The sequence below is a fragment of the Geothrix sp. 21YS21S-2 genome (assembly GCF_030846775.1).
Lineage (GTDB): Bacteria > Acidobacteriota > Holophagae > Holophagales > Holophagaceae > Mesoterricola.
Map to the genome: position 1 here is coordinate 3,025,233 of NZ_CP132910.1, position 18,644 is coordinate 3,043,876.

The following is an 18,644-nucleotide window of genomic DNA, read 5'->3' on the forward strand; positions in this document are numbered from 1 at the left end:
CATTTTCACTCCGACTCTGGAACGGGCGCTGTGGAGCCATACTCCTGAAGGACCAGCTTCAGCCATTTACGGTTCAGCCATGCCCAGCAGCCCAGGGTGGCCAGAAAGAATCCCGTAAGCGTAATGGCCTTCCTGGATGGACGACTTTTTTCGACTGGCAAGTTGGCCGGATCCATGACGGAGAGAATCGGTAGGTCATTCTTCTCTTCCATCAGGGCCTGCTCCCGGTTCAGGGCCAGGGTCGAAAGGAGTTGCTGTCTGAGCTTAACATTGGCTTCCAGCCGAGCGCCCTGGAGCCTGACCCCGGGATCTTGGCTGGTCAAATAATTACGATTGCCTTCCATGAACCGCCGGAAAACATCCTCTGCCTGAAGATACTCGCCTTCGGCTTCCTTGAGGCGCTGCTCGGCGAACACCGCCTTACTACCGCCCCGGGTCCGTCCCTTGGCCTGGACGAAGGCTTCCAGCAAACTGGCCGTCCGCTGGACGATCGCCATCGACAGTTCCGGGGACCGCGTCTCGGCGGTGATTGTGAGAATCTTGGTCTTCGTGTCCCGGCCGCTCTTCACCAGTTCAGCCATCACGGCGACACCCCGATCCGGGTTCGTCACATGGAAGAATTCCGCCAGGGTCGTCCGGTATTCCCGGTCCTCTCCAAACCGCCAGGCCCGGTAGTGGAACCGGAACTCGGTGGCGAGCAACCGCTCCCGCATCCAGCGGCTGTTAATGATATCTACGAAATTGCTCTCGCCTCCATCGTTGCTTGGCAGGCCCACTCCGAAGGCGGCGGCGGCGGCGGCCAAATTACCCAGGCCCCCGCCGGCTCCCTTGGCGTCCACCGGCAGGATACGCGTTTCGGACGTGTAGTAATTCGGCAGGAAGACGGAAATGACCGCTGAAATCAAACCGACAACACAACCGGCCAGCAAGGACTTCTTGACCCCCAGGACCCCGTTGACCATTCAAGTCCCTCGCTTACGGACAGTACATTCGACTTCGCAGTTAACGTCCTGCACAGGAATTCCCATAGTTAATCTAAATCCACGCCCCTTACAACCGATATAACCATCCAGACAATGGAATAGGTGGTAAGAAGGGGGACTGCTTCCCTTTTACCACCTATTCCATAGTAGGGCTAGAGATCTTCCCCCTCGACCTCACTCATACCCTGCAGTTCCTCGACATGCTGCGCCATCCGGCTGTACTCGTCGTCGAAGTCGTCGATACCCAGGTTGTCCGTGTCGGACACTTCGGGGTACTGGCCTTCCTCGGTCTCGAGGTTGCGGTAGAGGGCCATGCCGGTGCCGGCGGGGATCAGGCGGCCCAGGATGACGTTCTCCTTCAGGCCGCGCAGGTAGTCCACGCGTCCTTCGAGGGCGGCCTCGGTGAGCACCCGCGTCGTCTCCTGGAAGGAGGCGGCGGAGATGAAGGACTCGCTGGTGAGGGCGGCCTTGGTGATGCCCAGGAGCTGGGGCTCGCAGGTGGCGGGGGCGCCGCTGTCCTTGAGGGCCTGCTCGTTGATCTCCTTGAAGCGGTGCTTGTCCACCTTCTCGTCGACGATGAGCGGGGTGTCGCCCACGTCGGTGATCTGCACCCAGCGCATCATCTGGCGGATGATGGTCTCGATGTGCTTGTCGTTGATCGTCACGCCCTGGGCCCGGTAGACCTCCTGGACCTCGTTGAGCAGGAAGGCCTGGAGGGCCTTGTCGCCCTGGATCTCCAGGATGTCGTGGGGGCTGACGGCGCCCTCGGTGAGCTTCTCGCCCGCCTGGATCTCGTCGCCGTCCTGCACCTGGATGTGCTTGCCGCGGGGAATGAGGTACTCCTCACGGTCGCCCATCTCGTTCTCGACGATGACCTTCTGGTTGCCGCGGACGCGGTTGCCATACTTGACGATGCCGGTGACCTTGCTGATGATCGCGGGGTCCTTGGGCTTACGGCCTTCGAAGAGCTCGGTGACGCGGGGCAGACCGCCGGTGATGTCGGAGGTCTTGGCCTGCTGCCGGGGGGTCTTGGCCAGGACTTCGCCGGGGACCACTTCCCGGCCTTCCTCCACTTCAAGGTAGGCGCCGGTGGGGATGTTGTAGCGCTGGAGGACCTTGTGGTTCTCGCCCTTGATGTTGATGTGGGGATGGAGCTTGTCGTCGGTGGGATCGATGACGCGCTTGCGGAAGCGGCCGGTGATCTGGTCCTTTTCTTCCTGGAAGCTGGAGTTCAGCTCGAATTCCTTGAAGTCGATGATGCCGGCCTTCTCGGAGATGAGGTAGTCGTTGTAGGGATCCCACTCGGCCAGGGGGGTCTTGGGCTCCACTTCCTCGCCGTCCCGCACCTTGATGTGGGCGCCGGGGGCGATCTTGTAGCTTTCCCGCATCTTGCCGCTGGCATCCAGCACCTGGATGGTGCCGGCGCGGCTGATGGCGATGAGCTCGACGGTGGGGGCCTGGCCCTCGACGTTGACGACCTTCTCCACGTACTTGATGCCGTCCAGCTTCACGATGCCCGCGATCTGGGCCTCGTGGGTGGAGTTCTCGGAGGTGCGGCTGGCGGCGCCGCCCACGTGGAAGGTTCGCATGGTCAGCTGGGTGCCGGGCTCGCCGATGCTTTGTGCCGCAATGACGCCCACAGCCTCGCCGAGATCGACCATGCGGCCGGTGGAGAGGTTGAGGCCGTAGCACATGGCGCAGACGCCGCGGCGGGCTTCGCAGGTGAGGACCGAACGGATCTTCACGGAGACGATGCCGGAGGTCTCGATGTGGAAGGCCAGTTCCTCGGAGAGGAGCGTGCCGGCCGGGACGATGACCTGCTTGGAGTAGGGATCGACCACGTCGTCCAGCACCACGCGGCCCATGATGCGGTCGCGGAGGCGGCTCCGGATGGTGCCGTCGCTGTTGACGATGGCCCTGACCTCGATGCCGTCCAGGGTGCCGCAATCGTCCTCGTTGATGATCACGTCCTGGGCCACGTCCACCAGCTTGCGGGTGAGGTAGCCGGAGTCGGCGGTCTTGAGGGCGGTGTCGGCCAGGCCCTTGCGGGCGCCGTGGGTGGAGGTGAAGTACTGCAGAACCGAGAGGCCTTCCTTGAAGTTCGAGGTGATGGGCGTCTCGATGATGTCGCCGGAGGGCTTGGCCATGAGGCCGCGCATGCCGGCCACCTGGCGGATCTGGGTCTTGGATCCGCGGGCGCCGGAGTCGGCCATGATGTAGATCGAGTTGAGGAACTCGCCGGTCTCGTTGCGCTTCTCAAGCTCCTTCATCATGTCCGTGGCGACCTGTTCGGAGGTCTGGCCCCAGATCTCGAGGATCTTGTTGTAGCGGGTGGCGGCGTCCAGCTTGCCCTCGTGGTAGTACTCGTGCTCGACGGCGCGGACCTGCTCGTTGGCTTCCTTGATCAGCTTGCCCTTGGTGAGCGGCACGACGATGTCGTCGATGCCCACGGACACGCCGGCCTTCATGGCCCAGAGGAAGCCGACATCCTTCATGGCGTCCAGGAGCTTGATGGTCAGTTCGGGACCGTTGAGCTTGTAGGCGCGGTTCACCAGGGACAGCAGGCCTTCCTTCTTCAGGAGGGCGTTGATGAAGGGCAGGCCCTCGGGCATGGAGCGGTTGAAGATGACCCGGCCCACGGTGGTGGTGATGAGCTCGCGCTTCACCTCGTGGCTGGGGCACTCGAAGATCTCCTGCTCGGAGTGCTTCTTGGGATCCTTCTTGTGCCAGGCCTCGGCGTCCACCACCTCGCCGGTGTAGCGCAGCTGGATGATGGCGTGGGTGTCGACCACCTTGGCCTCGTGGGCCGCGATGACCTCGTTGATGGTGCCGAAGACCATGCCCTGGCCCTTGCGGTTCTGCCGCTTCTTGGTCAGGTAGTAGCCGCCGAGCACGATGTCCTGGGAGGGCACCACGTTGGGGCGGCCGTTGGCGGGGTTCAGGATGTTCTGGGTGGACATCATGAGCACCCGGGCCTCGATCTGGGCCATGGGGGAGAGGGGCACGTGCACGGCCATCTGGTCGCCGTCGAAGTCGGCGTTGAAGGCGGTGCAGACCAGCGGGTGCAGGCGGATGGCCTTGCCTTCCACCAGGACGGGCTGGAAGGCCTGGATGCCCAGGCGGTGGAGCGTGGGGGCGCGGTTCAGCAGCACGGGGTGGTTCTGGATGACCTCATCCAGCACGTCCCACACTTCCGGCACGCCCTGCTCGACCATCTCCTTGGCCTGGCGGATGGTGGCCGCGTGGCCCTTGTGCTCCAGGCGGTTGAAGATGAAGGGCTTGAAGAGTTCCAGGGCCATCTTCTTGGGGAGGCCGCACTGGTGGAGCTTGAGGTCGGGACCCACCACGATGACCGAACGGCCGGAGTAGTCCACGCGCTTGCCCAGCAGGTTCTGCCGGAACCGGCCCTGCTTGCCCTTGAGGGCGTCGGACAGGGACTTGAGCGGGCGGTTGCTGACGCCGCGCAGAAGGCGGCCGCGCTTGCCGTTCTCGAAGAGCGCGTCCACGGCCTCCTGCAGCATGCGCTTCTCGTTGCGCACGATGACTTCGGGGGCCCGGAGCTCCAGGAGCTTCTTGAGGCGGTTGTTCCGGTTGATCACGCGCCGGTACAGGTCGTTGAGGTCGGAGGTGGCGAAACGGCCGCCGTCCAGGGGCACCAGGGGCCGCAGCTCGGGGGGGAGGACCGGGACGACGTCCAGGATCATCCACTCGGGCTTGTTGCCGGAGCGCTTGAAGGCCTCGGTCACCTTGAGGCGCTTGGCGATCTTCACGCGCTTCTGGGTGGAGGTCTCCTGCTTCATGAGGTGGCGCAGCTCGATGGCGAGCGCTTCCACGTCCACGTGGCGGAGCAGTTCCTTGATGGCCTCGGCGCCCATCTGGGCCCGGAAGCCCTCGCCGTACTCGGCCTTGTACTCCCGGTACTTCTCTTCCGCGAGGATCTCGCGGGGCTTGAGGGGGGTCTGGCCGGGATCGGTGACGGCATAGGCCTCGAAGTACAGCACCCGCTCAAGATCCTTGAGGGGGATGTCCAGGAGGTAGCCGATGCGGCTGGGGACGCCCTTGAAGAACCACACGTGGCTGACCGGGGAGGCCAGGGCGATGTGGCCCATGCGCTCGCGGCGCACGGCCTTCTTGGTGACCTCGACGCCGCACTTGTCGCAGATGACGCCCTTGAACTTCTGGCGCTTGTACTTGCCGCACAGGCACTCCCAGTCGTTCACGGGTCCGAAGATCCGGGCGCAGAAGAGTCCGTCGCGCTCGGGCTTGAGGGAGCGGTAGTTGATGGTCTCGGGCTTGGTGACTTCCCCGCGGGACCAGGAACGGATCACGTCGGGGGACGCGAGGGTGACCCGGATGCACTCATAGGCGTTGATGTTCTGCTGCTCGGGAAACATTTCAGACCTCTCAAAATCGTTGTGGATTCACCAGAAAGTCGCGAACTTAACCCTCGATGGAGAACGCGGGTTCTTCGACGTCCTGGAGAGGTTCGAGTTCCTCTCGCGTCAGCATCGCCACATCGATGCACAGGGCGTTGAGCTCCTTCTTGACCACGTTGAAGCTCTCGGGGAGGCCGGGATCCTTGATGGTCTCGCCCTTGATGATGGCCTGGTAGATCTGGGTGCGTCCGTGCATGTCGTCGGACTTGTAGGTGAGGAGCTCCTGCAGCACGTGGGCCGCGCCGTAGGCTTCCAGGGCCCACACTTCCATCTCGCCGAAGCGCTGGCCGCCGAACTGGGCCTTGCCGCCCAGGGGCTGCTGCGTGATGAGGGAGTAGGGTCCAATGCTCCGGGCATGGATCTTGTTGTCGACGAGGTGGTGCAGCTTGAGCATGTACACGCAGCCGACGTTCACGGGCTGCTCGTAGGCCTCGCCGGTCATGCCGTCGTAGAGGAGGGTCTTGCCGGTGACGTCGGGGCCCTTGTGGTCGTTCTTCTCCCAGGCCTTGACGAGCCATTCCTTGATGTCGCTCTCGCGGGCGCCGTCGAAGACCGGGGTGGTGAAGTGCACGCCCAGGACCTTGCCGGCCCAGCCGAGGTGGCACTCGAGCACCTGCCCGATGTTCATGCGGGAAGGCACGCCCAGGGGGTTCAGCACGATGTCCACGGGCTTGCCGTCGGGCAGGTAGGGCATGTCCTCCACGGGGAGGATGCGGCTGACCACGCCCTTGTTGCCGTGGCGGCCGGCCATCTTGTCGCCGACCTGCAGCTTGCGCTTGACGGCCACGTAGCACTTGACGGTCTTGAGCACGCCGGGCATGAGCTCGTCGCCCTTGACCAGGCGGTCGATGCGCTCGTTCAGGATGTCGCGCAGCACGCGGAGCTGGCTCTCGGTCTTGTCGAGGATGTCCAGCACCTGGGCTTCCAGGCGCTCCTTGCCGGCGGCGACGGTCACCTGGCGGAAGCGGTGGTAGGGCACGGCCTCCAGCATGTTCTGGGTGAGCTTCTTGGCCTTGGGGAGCAGTTCCTTGCCCTTGTCGTCGGCCAGCGCTTCGGCCAGCTCCTTGTTCTTCAGGAGGGCGACGATGCGCTTCTTGGCCTCGGCGCGGATGATCCGCTCCTCGTCCTCGAGGTCCTTCTCCCACTTGCTGATCTGCTCGCGCTCGATCTGCTGGGTGCGGAGGTCCTTCTCCTGGCCCTTGCGGGTGAAGACCTTGACGTCGACCACGGTGCCCTCGATGCCGGGGCCCACCGTGAGGCTGGCGTCCTTCACGTCGCTGGCCTTCTCGCCGAAGATCGCCCGGAGGAGCTTCTCTTCGGGGCTGAGGATGGTCTCGCCCTTGGGGGTGACCTTGCCCACCAGGATGTCGCCGTGGCGGACCGTGGCGCCGATGCGGATGATGCCCGACTCGTCCAGGTTCTTCAGCATCTCTTCCCGGACCTGGGGGATGTCGCGGGTGATCTCTTCGGGGCCCAGCTTGGTGTCGCGGGCGTGGACTTCGAATTCCTCGATGTGGATCGTCGTGTAGAGGTCTTCCTTGACGATGCGCTCGCTGATGAGGATGGCGTCCTCGAAGTTGTAGCCGCGCCAGGGCATGTAGGCGACCACGAGGTTGCGGCCCAGGGCCAGCTCGCCGTGCTCGCAGCAGGGACCGTCGGCCAGGATCTGGCCGGAGGCGACGTACTCGCCCTTCTTCACCAGGGGCACCTGGTTGAGGCAGGTGTTCTGGTTGCTCCGGGCGTACTTGATGAGCGTGTAGATGTCCACGCCGCTCTCTTCGCCCTCGGTCTCGGGGTCGTCCTCGACGCGCACCACGATGCGGTTGGCGTCGACCGTCTCCACGATGCCGGAGCGGCGGCAGAGGACGCAGGCGCCGGAGTCGCGGGCGGCGTAGTATTCCATGCCGGTGCCCACGATGGGGGCCTCGGTGCGGACCAGCGGCACGGCCTGGCGCTGCATGTTGGCGCCCATGAGCGCCCGGTTGGCGTCGTCGTTCTCGAGGAAGGGGATGAGGCTGGCGGCCACGGACACGAGCTGCTTGGGGCTCACGTCCATGAGGGTGACCTTCTCGCGCTCGACGGTCTTGGTCTCGTCGGCGACGCGGGCCACCACGAACTCGTCCAGGATGTTGCCCTCCTTGTCCACGGGCACGTTGGCCTGCGCGATGGTGTGGGCGTCCTCCTCCCAGGCGGAGAGGTACCAGGCGTGCATCTCGGACTTGGCGGGGCGCTTGCCGGCCTTGTCCAACTTGGCGTTCTCGGCCTCCAGCTCGTCAAGGGGGACGACCTGCATGTAGCCGAACTTGCTGTCGCCCACGCTGGTGACCTTGGCGTAGTTGACGATGCGGCCGTTCTCGACCTTGAGGTAGGGGCTCTCGATGAACCCGAACTCGTTGATGCGGGCGTAGCAGGAGAGGCTGGAGATGAGGCCGATGTTCGGGCCTTCAGGCGTCTCGATGGGGCAGATGCGGCCGTAGTGGGAGGTGTGCACGTCGCGCACCTCGAAGCCCGCGCGGTCGCGGCTGAGGCCGCCCGGTCCGAGGGCCGACAGGCGGCGCTTGTGGGTGATCTCCGACAGGGGGTTGGTCTGGTCCATGAACTGCGAAAGCTGGCTGGACCCGAAGAACTCCTTCATGGCCGCGATGACGGGCTTGGAGTTGATGAGGTCGTGCGGCTGCAGGGGGCTGTTGGGGTCCTGGGCCATGGAGAACTTCTCCTTGATGGCCCTCTGGACGCGCACGAGGCCCACCCGGAAGCAGTTCTCCAGCAGCTCGCCGACGCTGCGGACGCGGCGGTTGCCGAGGTGGTCGATGTCGTCCTTCTTCACCGGCGCCACCTCGTCCACGCGGTCGGAACGGGTGGTGTCGTACTTCTTCAGGCGCAGCAGGTAGTGGACGGTGGCGACGAAGTCCTCGGTGGACAGGGTGCGGGCGTCCAGCTCGGTGGTGAGGCCGAGCTTGGCGTTCATCTTGTGGCGGCCGACCTTGGAGAGGTCGTACTTCTGGCCGTCGAAGAACATGGAGTGGAGGAGCTTCTTGCTGGATTCCAGCGTGGCGGGTTCGCCGGGCCGGATCTTCTTGAAGAGCTCCTTGGCGGCCTCTTCGCTGTCCTCGGTGTGGTCCTTGGAGAGGGTCTCGGTGAAGACCTTGCCCGTGGCGTCGTTCTCGGGGAAGCACACCGCGAACTCGTCGACGTTGTTGGCCAGGAACATCTCGAGGTGCGTCTGCACGAAGGCGTCGTTGGCCTCCAGCAGGACCTCGCCGGTGTTCATGTTGACCACGTCCTCCAGCAGCACGGCGCCGTCCAGCATGCCGCGCTCCACGGCCACCTGCTTGACGCCGGCCTTGATCATCGACTCCAGGAGGCGGCGGCTGACGGCCTTGCCCTTGGGTACGATGATCTCCTTGTCCTTGGGATTCTTGATGTCCTCGATCGCCTTCTGGCCCACGAGGAGCTCGCTGGGCTGGAGGTAGACGACGGCGCCCTTCAGGGTGAAGCGCTGCGCCGTGTAGAAGTGGGCCAGCATGGACTGGTTGTCCGCGAGCCGCTCGTCGAACAGGCCCAGCGCGCGCAGGAACGTGGAGCCCAGGAACTTGCGCTTGCGGTCGATGCGGGCGTAGAGGAGGCCCTTGGTGTCGAGCTCGAACTCGATCCAGCTGCCGCGGTAGGGGATCACCTGGGCGCTGTAGAGGGCCTTGTCGTTGCTGATGGCGAAGAACACCCCGGGGCTGCGGTGCAGCTGGGAGACGATGACGCGCTCGGTGCCGTTGATGACGAAGGTGCCGCGGTCGGTCATGGTCGGGAGGTCGCCGAAGTAGACCTCGGACTCCTGGCTCTGCTTGTAGCGCCGGTTGCCCTTCTCGTCCTTGTCGAACTGGTTGAGGCGCACCCGGATCTTCAGGGGCGAGGCCATGGTGGCGCCGCGCTCCACGCACTCTTCCATGCGCATCTTCTGGTGCAGGCCCACGGGCTCACTGCACACGTCGCAGATCTTCGCCTGGTTCTTGTTGCGGGTGCCGCACTTGGGGCAGTCCACCGTGGGGTCCTTCGGGTGGTCCGTCACGATGTGGTGGCCGCAGCTCTTGCAGGTGGTGCGCAGGTGCTCGAGGCCCTCGTTCTTGCCGCACTTGCAGGCCCAGTGGCCCACGGTGTAGTCGACGAACTCCACCTCGAGGCTCGCGTCGCCGCCGTCGGGGTTCTTGCCGTTGTGCACGGGGAACATGGACTCGAAGACGGACTTGAGGCCGCGGCCTTCCCGCTCCGAGTGGAGCAGGTTCATCTGCAGGAACTCGTCGTAGCTGCGCTTCTGGATGTCGATCAGGTTCGGGATTGGAACCAGGGAGCGGATTTTCGAGAACTGCACACGCTGGCGGTAGATGTTCTGTTGAACGCTCATGGTTCACTCCGGAAGACACCCGCGCAGGCCTTGAGGGACCGTCGGGAAAACATGGAGAGGTCGGACGAGAAGTCTCGATCCAGGCCCACCGAACACGCGACATGCGACGGACCTGGGGTCAGCCACCCGCCGTCACCGGCGGAAGCTGACCCTGAGGATCGCGATGTTCTGGCACACGGAAAATGAGGCAACCGGGGCCCTTTGTGGTGGCTGGGATCGAAATGCCCGGACGCGGGTCCGGGGGCAAGAAATAAGCATACCACTTTTTCACAAACCACAAAGCGCAAGGTGTACAAAGACACCTCGCGCTTCGGGTTTGACGCGGCCGGTCGGCTTTTTACTTGATCGCGACCTTGGCGCCGGCGGCTTCGAGCTTTTCCTTGATCTTGGCGGCTTCGTCCTTGGACACGCCTTCCTTGACGACCTTGGGAGCGCCGTCGACCATGTCCTTGGCTTCCTTGAGGCCCAGGCCGGTCACGATCTCGCGGACCGCCTTGATGACGTTCAGCTTCTGGGCGCCGGCTTCGAGCAGCTCGACATTGAACTCGGTCTGCTCTTCGACGGGGGCCGCAGCGGCGGCGCCACCGCCCGCGGGGGCGGCGACAGCGGCGGCGGAAACGCCGAAGCGCTCCTCGAGGGCCTTGACCAGGTTGGCCAGGTCGAGGACGGTCATGGTTTCGATTTCCTTGATCAACATATCAGCGGTGAGAGCCATGTAGTTCTCCTCTCAAATGATTGGTTTCGGGGTGGGTGGAGACGGGATCTGGCAGGAGCCTATTCGGCCGCAGGCGCCACGTCTTCCTTCTGCTTGCGGATCGCCTCCAGAGCCACTGCGATGCCGGAGATGGGGTACATCATGAGGTAGAGCAGCTTGCCAATGAGGACGTCGCGGGACGGGAGCTCGGCGATGATCTTGAATTCCGCCGGGGTCACGGCCTTGCCGTCAAGGATCGCGCCCTTGAGGTTGGCTGCGGGGTTGTCCTTCAGGAAGTTATGGACGGCCTTGGCCAGGGCGACCACGTCATTTTCCGTGGTGGCGACGGCGGTGGCGCCCTTGAAGTGTTCGGACAGGCTATCGAACTGGGTTTCCTTCACCGCCAGCTTGAGCAGCGTGTTCTTGGAAACCCGGTACTGGGCCTTGCTCTCCCGGATGGACTTCCGGAAGGTGGTGTCCTTGACGACGGTAAGGCCTTTGAACCCAAGGACGACGGCGGACTTGGCCGTGGAGAACGTCCCCTTGAGCTGGGCCACTTCGGTGCGTTTCTGTTCGCGTTCCATGGTCCGCTCCTACTTTTCCACAACGTGGGCGACGGAGATGCTGGGGCCCATGGTGGAGGCCATGTGGATAGCCTTCACATATTTGCCCTTCGCAGCGGACGGCTTGGCCTTGTGGACGGCATCGATGAGGGCCTTGGCGTTCTCCTTGAGCTTTTCAACTCCGAAGGAGACCTTGCCGACGCCCGCATGGATGATGCCCGTCTTGTCGACACGATACTCGACCTTGCCGGCCTTGATCTCCTTGATGGCCTTGGCCACGTCGAAGGTCACAGTGCCCGTCTTGGGGTTGGGCATGAGGCCGCGGGGACCCAGCACCTTGCCGAGACGTCCCACGCCCTTCATCATGTCCGGGGTGGCGACGAGGGCGTCGAATTCCAGGAAACCCCCCGCGATGCGCTCCACGAGATCGTCCCCGCCCACGATATCCGCACCGGCGGCTTCCGCATCCTTGATCTTTTCGCCCGTGGCGATGACGGCCACCCGCATGGTCTTGCCCGTGCCGTGGGGCAGGACAATCGTTCCACGGACCATCTGGTCCGCGTGACGGGGGTCGACGCCGAGCCTCATGTGCACTTCCACGGTCTCATCGAACTTGGCGAACGCCAGGTCCGTGATCACGCCGAGGGCCTCAACGAGGTCGTAGGGGCGATCTTCGATCTTGGAGGCGGCAGCCTGGTACTTCTTTCCAGGTTTTGCCATATTAACTCCTGCTCAAAAGATCTTCCGCGATGACGGTCGCGGTTGCCGGGTTTCCCGCACGATGCGGGACTCCGTTGAAGGGATTCCTAGTCGACGACTTCGACGCCCATGGAGCGCGCGGAACCGGCGATGGAACGCATGGCGGCCTCGAGGCTGCCGGCGTTGAGATCGGGCATCTTGACCTTGGCGATCTCCTCAAGCTGGGCCTGGGTGATCTTGCCGACCTTGGTCTTGTTGGGAATGGCGCTGCCCTTGTCCAGGCCGAGCTTCTTCTTGATGAGCACGGCGGCGGGGGGGGTCTTGAGGATGAAGCTGAAGCTGCGGTCGCCGAAGACGGTGATGACGACGGGCAGGATCGTGCCCTTCTCCACCTGGGTCACGGACTTCGCGTTGAACTGCTTCACGAACTCCATGATGTTCACGCCGTGCTGGCCGAGGGCGGGGCCCACGGGAGGCGCAGGGGTGGCTTCCCCGGCGGGGAGCTGCAGCTTGATGTATCCGGTGATCTTCTTGGCCATGTCTTATGATCTCCCGCGACGGATTCCGGCACATGCCGGCGACTGTCGCCTTGTAGGGCGGGAAGCTAGCGCTTCTCCACCTGGATGAAGTCGAGCTCCACGGGGGTGCTGCGACCGAACACCGTCACCATCACCTTGATGGTGGAGCGCTCTTCGTGGATTTCCTCCACATCCCCTTCGAAGTTGGCGAACGGGCCGTCTATGATACGGACCTTTTCGCCCTTTTCAAAGTGGTATTTGGGCTTGGGCTTCTCCTGGGTCTCTTCGGTGTGGTTCATGATCTGCCGCACCTCGTCGTCCGTGAGGGGCGTGGGGCGCTTCTTGTTGGCGCCCACGAAGCTGGTGACCTTCGGGGTGTTGCGGACGAGGTGCCAATCGGCATCCTCCATCTCGTAGTTCGCACCCTTCTTGGTGACCGCGATCTGAACCAGCAGGTAGCCGGGGAAGGACTTGCGCTTTTTCAGCACCCGCTCCTTGCGTCCCGACTTGGCGTCGACCTTCATCTCCTCGTAGGTTTCCTCGGGGATCTGGATGTCGCCGAAATGCTCGTCCCGCTCTTCCATCTTGATGCGCTGGCGGAGGCTCTCCATCACCTTGGCCTCGTAGCCGGAATAGGTGTGGATGATGAACCAGGCCATCTTCCGTTCGTTGGTCGGGGGTGCCAAGGTTTCTCCGGGCATACCCAGCAGATCTGTCATCGGGTCCTCCGGACTAGTGGTGAGGAAGGATGAAGGCCATCCCCCAGGTGATGACTTTGTCGCACGCCCACAGGAACAGGCCCACGAAGGCCGATACGATCACCACCGAATAGGCGGCGCTCAGTACTTTCGGCTTCCCGGGCCAATCAACGCGCTTGAGCTCCGCGAGAAGCTCCTTGGCCTGATGTTTGATGGCTGAAATCAACGGGATCTCCCGGCTTTCAAAGGTCTTTTAAGCAATTGGCCCCAGCTGTCGTTGGCTGGGGCCGAGCAAGATTGGCAGGGGAGACAGGTTTCGAACCCGCGACCTGCGGATTTGGAGTCCGCTGCTCTACCAGCTGAGCTACTCCCCTCTGGGCTTCCAAGGAAAGCAGGATCCCGCTGTCGCGGGACCCTGTTCGACCCTTCCTACTTGCCTTCCCGGTGGAGCTTGTGGCCCCCGCAGGATCGGCAGTGCTTCTTGAACTCGAGCTTGCCCGTGGTGGTGCGCTTGTTCTTCGTGGTGGTGTAGTTCTTGCGCTTGCACTCGGTGCAGAGAAGCTGAACGATGTCACGCATGGCGTGGTCCTTTACTGGATGACTTCGTCAACCCTGCCGGAGCCGACAGTGCGGCCGCCTTCACGGATGGCGAACTTGAGGCCCTTCTCCATGGCGATGGGAACGATCAGCTCGACGGTCAGGGTGACGTTGTCACCGGGCATGACCATTTCGCGGCCCGCTTCCAGCTCGATGGAACCAGTCACGTCCGTGGTGCGGAAGTAGAACTGGGGGCGATACTTGTTGAAGAAGGGAGTGTGACGTCCACCCTCGTCCTTGCCCAGGACGTAGACGGCGGCGGTGAACTTGGTGTGGGGCGTGATGGAACCGGGCTTGGCGAGAACCATGCCGCGCTCGACGTCCTTGCGCTCCACGCCGCGGAGCAGGATGCCCGCGTTGTCGCCGGCCTGGCCCTGGTCCAGGGACTTCTTGAACATCTCGACGCCGGTGACGACCTTCTTGACGGTGTCGCGCAGGCCGATGATCTCGATCTCCTCGCCCACCTTCACGACGCCGGCTTCGATGCGGCCGGTGACCACGGTGCCGCGGCCGGTGATGGTGAACACGTCCTCGACGGGCATGATGAAGGGCTTGTCGACGGGACGGGCGGGATCGGGAATGTAGGAGTCGACGGCTTCCATGAGCTCATAGATGCACTTGACTTCGGGGGCGTTGACGTTGGTGGCGTTCTCCATGGCCAGCTTCGCCGAGCCGCGGATGATGGGGATGTCGTCGCCGGGGAAGCCGTAGGAGGTGAGCAGCTCGCGCAGCTCCATCTCCACCAGGTCGCTCAGCTCGGGATCGGCGATGTCGATCTTGTTCATGAAGACGACGATGTAGGGCACGCCGACCTGACGGGCGAGCAGGATGTGCTCGCGGGTCTGGGGCATGGGGCCGTCCGTGGCGGCGACCACCAGGATGGCGCCGTCCATCTGGGCCGCGCCCGTGATCATGTTCTTGATGTAGTCGGCGTGGCCGGGGCAGTCCACGTGGGCGTAGTGCCGGCGGGGGGTCTGGTACTCGACGTGGGCCGTGTTGATCGTGATCCCGCGGGCCTTCTCTTCAGGAGCGGAGTCGATCTGCTCGTAGGACTTGGCCGTGCCGCCCTGCGTGACGGACAGCAGGGTCGCGATGGCGGCCGTCAGCGTGGTCTTGCCGTGGTCCACGTGGCCGATGGTGCCGATGTTGACGTGAGGCTTTGAGCGATCGAATTTCTCTTTGGCCACAGGTGCCTCCTGGAGGTGGTGGGGATTGTGAAGTTGCTTAGTTGGGTGGTGCGCGGATGAAAAGTGGAGCCCACAGGCGGGATTGAACCGCCGACCTCGTCCTTACCAAGGACGCGCTCTGCCACTGAGCTATGTGGGCCATGCTTTTCTGGAGCGGGAAACGGGGTTCGAACCCGCGACATTCAGCTTGGAAGGCTGACGCTCTACCAACTGAGCTATTCCCGCAAAACAACCAGTCTTCCGCGAAAGAACTGGTGCCTAGAGAAGGATTCGAACCTCCGTAGGGCGGAGCCCGGCAGATTTACAGTCTGCTGCCATTAACCACTCGGCCATCTAGGCAATGTCAAAGGAACCCTGTTTCGGCGCTCTGTGAGGCAAAGCTTTCCTGACAGGGAATTGCAAAGGTAACACGCCCGCAGGAAGGGCACAACAAAAAAGATTCACCCTGGGTGGACGCCGCGCTGAGCGAGGACACGGAAAACCATGACCGCCGCTGCGCTTGAGACATTCAGGCTTTCGACGCCCCCGGGCATGCCGATGGCCAGCAGTCCGTCGCAGTGCTCCTGGATCTTCTTGTGGAGGCCCTCCCCTTCCGAGCCCAGCACCAGCACGGTGGCGCAGTCGAAGGTCTCGGCGAGGTAGTCGGTGCTGCCGGGCCCCGCGGCCAGGCCGTAGACCCAGGCCCCGGCCTCCTTGAGGTCCTCCAGGGCGCGGGCGAGGTTCACCACCCGCACCAGGGGTACGCGGCCCACCGTGCCCGCGCTGGCGCGCACCACGGTCTCGTTCACCTGCGCGGACCTGCGCTCGGGGAAGACCACGCCGTCCACCCCCGCGGCCGCCGCGGACCGCAGGATGGCGCCGAAGTTGTGGGGGTCCGTCACCCCGTCCAGGGCCAGCACCAGGGCCGCGGAGCCGCGCTCCCGGACCTTTTCCGCCAGCTCGGCCAGGGACCCCAGGACGATGGCCTCGCCCTCGCCCAGGACGCCCTGGTGGCGCTGCCCCTGGGCCCTGCGGTCCAGGCTGTCCATGGGCTCGCGGTGGATGACGACGCCCTGCTCCCGGGCGTCGGTTCGCAGCTTGGCGCTGCGCTCCCAGGCCGTGGGCGCGACGCGGAGCGTCTGGAGCTCGCCCCTGAGCAGGGCCTCCTCGCAGGCGTGGGGACCCAGGAAGCGCATGCTAGAAGGCCTTCTTGTAGCCGACGGACCAGAGGTGCCCCATGCCCTCCACCCGGGTGAGGGTGCCGGTGGTGCCCTGTCCGGCGAGGCCCCAGGTGCCGTCCAGGTTCTTGACTTCGCGGTCCTGGGACTGGCGGATCTGCCAGCCGAGGTTCACTTCGCCCTTGAGGACCCTCCAGCCCAAACCGGCCGAGAAGCCAGCCGTCCTGGAACCGCCCAGGACCGGCTCCAGGGATGGATCCTTCCGGAGGCCGGGGTCCGAGGAGAGCCCGATGCGTCCGGTGACGTTCTTGGAAAAGGCGAATTCGCCGGCGAGGCTCATGCCGAAGCCGCTGTGGAGGTCGCCCTGGAAGCCCTGCCCGCTCACGGATCCGCTGGGGCCCGTCACGGTGGCGTACCCGGGCAGCTTCATGCCGTTGCCCAGGATGTAGCGGAGATCGGCTTCCCAGGTGAAGGTCTGGGTCATCCGCTGGCGCACGCCGACGGTGAAACGGCCGGGGAGGGTGATCTTGCCGACGCCGGGATTGACGGTGAGGGCGCCCTGGAGCGTCTGGGCCGCGGGCACGGCGATGGCGTTGGGGGTCCCGAATCCGCTTATCCCGACCAGCTGGCGGTGGCTGGCGTCGACCCTGGCCGTCAGGGGCAGGGTTCCCTGGATGGCGCCCTGGTAGGCTCCCGCGATCGTCCATCGGGGATTCATGGCCCACCGGAACCCGAGGGCGTAGCTGGGGAGATACTTGGAGCCCTTCTCCTCGGCGTTCACTTCGAGGATTCCCTGGGCGGGGTTGGTCCCGGAGACCGGGGCTCCCGGCACGCCCGGCACCGGCACCCGAACGGAATTCGTGAAGGAATACGAGACGTGCGTCATGCCCAGGCTGGCCCCGAAGGACAGGCCGGGGGTGGCCGCATACGAGACCTGGGCCTCCATGCGGCGGGTGGAGAGATCCATGCCCTGGGCTTCGAACCGGCCCGTGTAGGTGTTGGGCATCAGGGTATGGCGCATGAACGGATTATCGAACTTGAGGCCAAGGTACAGGTTCGGCTTGAGCTTCCAGGCGGCCCCGAAGGCGGGCAGGAAGCGGTTCCGGTCGGAGCTGTACTGGACGTTGGAATTGGACTGCAGGGTGGCCTGGGAGGAATGCAGCTCCATGCCGGCGGCCACGAAGGCGCTGGCGTCGTCCCGCAGGGTGACCAGGAGGGCGGGGTTCAGGGCAGCCGCCTCCAGGCTCTGGCCGAAGGCCACCCCCGCCCCGCCCCGGGCGATTCCCACCGGATCGGAAGCAGGGAGCCAAAGGGTCTGGGCCGCCAGCGGCGTCCCCAGGCCCGCCAGGAGCCCAAGCGCACCCAGTCCGGTCCTCACAGTCGTCCTCGCCATACCCAAACCTCCCAGATGGTGTCCATGTCAACGAAGTGGCGCGGACAACCCATAAGTTCAACAACGAACCTTCAGGATGGCCTGAAGACCGCCCAAGACCAAGAGGCTATTCTCTCTCCATGCCTCCCCAGGCCCCATCCTCGTCTTCTGTGAGCATTTCCACCCGCCTCGGCTGGGTGGCCTTCCTCAACGACTGCGCGGGGGAGGTTCTGGCCCGCATGCTGCCCCTGTACCTGACGGTGGCCCTCGGCTCCTCGCCGGCCCTGGTGGGCCTGGTGGAGGGGGTGGCCGAAAGCGCGGCGGTCTTCCTCAAGGGCATCAGCGGGTGGCTCTCGGACCGCATGCCCAGCCGGAAGGGGTTCGTGGTGGGGGGCTACGCGGTCACCGTCGTGGCGCGGGCGCTGTACCTCCTCACCTTCACGCCGGCCCTGGTGGGCCTTAGCCGCGTCCTGGAGCGGGTCGGCAAGGGCCTGCGCACGGCGCCCCGGGACGCCATGATCGCGGATGCCGCCGCTGCCGGGAGGTCCGGGCGGGACTTCGGGGTGACGCGGTTCCTGGACACCCTGGGGGCCATGGCCGGCATCGGCCTGGCCCTGGCCCTGGGGGTCGGCCGGGGCCCCATGACCGCAGAGCTGTTCCGCACCTGCGTGTGGCTGGCCCTGCCCCTGGGCCTGGCGACCTTGGGCCTGCTGGTCTTCTGGGTGCCCACCATCCCGAGGGCCACCACCTCCTCGCGCCGGCTCTCGTGGCATGTGCCCCGGGAGGCCCGGACCTACCTGGCCCTCGTCTTCGTGTTCGCCCTGGCCAACTCCAGCGATGCCTTCCTGGTGCTGCGCGCCCGGGAGGCGGGCTTCTCCATCCGGGCGATCCTGGGGATCTTCCTGGTGTTCAACCTGCTGGCCGCGGCCCTCGCCCTGCCCGTGGGCAGGCTCTCGGACCGGTTCGGCCGCGTGCCCTTCCTGGCCCTGGGGTGGGCCGTGTACGCCGCGGCCTATGCGGCCATGGGCACCGCCACGACCCCCCTCCTGTTCGCCGGGGCCCTCCTGGGGTACGGCGCCTTCTACGGATTCACCGAAGGCGTGGAGAAGGCCCTCCTGGCCGACCTGCTCCCGGCCGCGTCCCGGGGCACCGGGTTCGGCGCCCTCCAGTCCGTCCTGGGCCTCGGGGCCCTGGTCTCCAGCCCGCTCATGGGTCTGCTCATGGCCGCGGCCGGAGCCCGGGCCGCCTTCCTTGCGGAAAGCGGGCTGGCCCTGGCGGCCCTGGCTGGCCTCCTGGTCTGGTCGGCCGTACAGGGGAAAGCCCCCCGGAGGGGGCCTTCCTAGC

Annotated in this window: 14 protein-coding genes and 4 tRNA genes; 1 reads left to right on the top strand and 17 read right to left on the bottom strand. The window is 64.8% G+C overall.

The features are described from left to right. Positions 1 to 5: 5 nt before the first annotated feature. The 17 genes from RAH40_RS13310 to RAH40_RS13390 form a co-directional block, all read right to left on the bottom strand. A complete protein-coding gene (locus tag RAH40_RS13310; RefSeq protein WP_306598037.1) occupies positions 6 to 962 on the bottom strand; it encodes a hypothetical protein in 957 nt (318 codons plus the stop codon). Positions 963 to 1,135: 173 nt separating this feature from the next. Next, on the bottom strand, positions 1,136 to 5,377 hold the full coding sequence (gene rpoC, locus RAH40_RS13315; protein ID WP_306598038.1) for a DNA-directed RNA polymerase subunit beta': 4,242 nt from the start codon (positions 5,375 to 5,377) through the stop codon (positions 1,136 to 1,138). Between the two features lie 46 nt (positions 5,378 to 5,423). After that, on the bottom strand, positions 5,424 to 9,815 hold the full coding sequence (gene rpoB / locus RAH40_RS13320) for a DNA-directed RNA polymerase subunit beta (RefSeq protein WP_306598039.1): 4,392 nt from the start codon (positions 9,813 to 9,815) through the stop codon (positions 5,424 to 5,426). A 337-nt stretch (positions 9,816 to 10,152) separates the two neighbouring features. Continuing rightward, on the bottom strand, positions 10,153 to 10,530 hold the full coding sequence (gene rplL, locus RAH40_RS13325; protein WP_306598040.1) for a 50S ribosomal protein L7/L12: 378 nt from the start codon (positions 10,528 to 10,530) through the stop codon (positions 10,153 to 10,155). Between the two features lie 59 nt (positions 10,531 to 10,589). Then, positions 10,590 to 11,093, bottom strand: coding sequence for a 50S ribosomal protein L10 (gene rplJ / locus RAH40_RS13330; RefSeq protein ID WP_306598041.1), 504 nt, complete (start codon positions 11,091 to 11,093; stop codon positions 10,590 to 10,592). A gap of 9 nt (positions 11,094 to 11,102) precedes the next feature. Then, complete coding sequence (gene rplA, locus RAH40_RS13335) at positions 11,103 to 11,792, bottom strand: 50S ribosomal protein L1 (protein ID WP_306598042.1); 690 nt, start codon at positions 11,790 to 11,792, stop codon at positions 11,103 to 11,105. Positions 11,793 to 11,878: 86 nt separating this feature from the next. Continuing rightward, positions 11,879 to 12,310: a 50S ribosomal protein L11 gene (gene rplK / locus RAH40_RS13340; protein ID WP_306598043.1), complete on the bottom strand. Its 432-nt coding sequence runs from the start codon at positions 12,308 to 12,310 to the stop codon at positions 11,879 to 11,881. A gap of 65 nt (positions 12,311 to 12,375) precedes the next feature. Next, on the bottom strand, positions 12,376 to 12,948 hold the full coding sequence (gene nusG, locus RAH40_RS13345) for a transcription termination/antitermination protein NusG (RefSeq protein WP_373432579.1): 573 nt from the start codon (positions 12,946 to 12,948) through the stop codon (positions 12,376 to 12,378). A 73-nt stretch (positions 12,949 to 13,021) separates the two neighbouring features. Then, a complete protein-coding gene (gene secE, locus RAH40_RS13350; RefSeq protein ID WP_306598045.1) occupies positions 13,022 to 13,213 on the bottom strand; it encodes a preprotein translocase subunit SecE in 192 nt (63 codons plus the stop codon). A 72-nt stretch (positions 13,214 to 13,285) separates the two neighbouring features. Beyond that, a tRNA-Trp gene (locus tag RAH40_RS13355) sits at positions 13,286 to 13,361 on the bottom strand. Positions 13,362 to 13,416: 55 nt separating this feature from the next. Next, complete coding sequence (rpmG, locus tag RAH40_RS13360) at positions 13,417 to 13,566, bottom strand: 50S ribosomal protein L33 (RefSeq protein ID WP_306598046.1); 150 nt, start codon at positions 13,564 to 13,566, stop codon at positions 13,417 to 13,419. Between the two features lie 11 nt (positions 13,567 to 13,577). Next, positions 13,578 to 14,771, bottom strand: a complete 1,194-nt coding sequence (tuf, locus tag RAH40_RS13365) for an elongation factor Tu (protein ID WP_306598047.1) — start codon at positions 14,769 to 14,771, stop codon at positions 13,578 to 13,580. 64 nt (positions 14,772 to 14,835) lie between these two features. Further along, positions 14,836 to 14,910: transfer RNA gene (locus RAH40_RS13370), tRNA-Thr, on the bottom strand. Positions 14,911 to 14,920: 10 nt separating this feature from the next. Next, positions 14,921 to 14,996: transfer RNA gene (locus RAH40_RS13375), tRNA-Gly, on the bottom strand. A gap of 27 nt (positions 14,997 to 15,023) precedes the next feature. Beyond that, positions 15,024 to 15,110, bottom strand: a tRNA-Tyr gene (locus tag RAH40_RS13380). Positions 15,111 to 15,211: 101 nt separating this feature from the next. Further along, positions 15,212 to 15,946 (bottom strand): 23S rRNA (guanosine(2251)-2'-O)-methyltransferase RlmB, encoded by a 735-nt coding sequence (rlmB, locus tag RAH40_RS13385; protein ID WP_306598048.1) that lies wholly within the window; start codon positions 15,944 to 15,946, stop codon positions 15,212 to 15,214. Position 15,947: 1 nt separating this feature from the next. Then, positions 15,948 to 17,321: an OmpP1/FadL family transporter gene (locus tag RAH40_RS13390; RefSeq protein WP_306598049.1), complete on the bottom strand. Its 1,374-nt coding sequence runs from the start codon at positions 17,319 to 17,321 to the stop codon at positions 15,948 to 15,950. A 149-nt stretch (positions 17,322 to 17,470) separates the two neighbouring features. Between RAH40_RS13390 and RAH40_RS13395 the strand changes: the two genes are divergently transcribed. Further along, positions 17,471 to 18,643 (top strand): MFS transporter, encoded by a 1,173-nt coding sequence (locus RAH40_RS13395; RefSeq protein WP_306598050.1) that lies wholly within the window; start codon positions 17,471 to 17,473, stop codon positions 18,641 to 18,643. Position 18,644: the final 1 nt, after the last annotated feature.

Bases quoted from the DNA above. Each gene is read 5' to 3' on its own strand.
- rplJ (WP_306598041.1), bottom strand. From the start codon at position 11,093: ATGGAACGCGAACAGAAACGCACCGAAGTGGCCCAGCTCAAGGGGACG.
- rplL (WP_306598040.1), bottom strand. From the start codon at position 10,530: ATGGCTCTCACCGCTGATATGTTGATCAAGGAAATCGAAACCATGACC.
- rlmB (WP_306598048.1), bottom strand. From the start codon at position 15,946: ATGCGCTTCCTGGGTCCCCACGCCTGCGAGGAGGCCCTGCTCAGGGGC.
- rplK (WP_306598043.1), bottom strand. From the start codon at position 12,310: ATGGCCAAGAAGATCACCGGATACATCAAGCTGCAGCTCCCCGCCGGG.
- rpoB (WP_306598039.1), bottom strand. From the start codon at position 9,815: ATGAGCGTTCAACAGAACATCTACCGCCAGCGTGTGCAGTTCTCGAAA.
- rplA (WP_306598042.1), bottom strand. From the start codon at position 11,792: ATGGCAAAACCTGGAAAGAAGTACCAGGCTGCCGCCTCCAAGATCGAA.
- nusG (WP_373432579.1), bottom strand. From the start codon at position 12,948: ATGGCCTGGTTCATCATCCACACCTATTCCGGCTACGAGGCCAAGGTG.
- RAH40_RS13310 (WP_306598037.1), bottom strand. From the start codon at position 962: ATGGTCAACGGGGTCCTGGGGGTCAAGAAGTCCTTGCTGGCCGGTTGT.
- rpmG (WP_306598046.1), bottom strand. From the start codon at position 13,566: ATGCGTGACATCGTTCAGCTTCTCTGCACCGAGTGCAAGCGCAAGAAC.
- rpoC (WP_306598038.1), bottom strand. From the start codon at position 5,377: ATGTTTCCCGAGCAGCAGAACATCAACGCCTATGAGTGCATCCGGGTC.
- RAH40_RS13390 (WP_306598049.1), bottom strand. From the start codon at position 17,321: ATGGCGAGGACGACTGTGAGGACCGGACTGGGTGCGCTTGGGCTCCTG.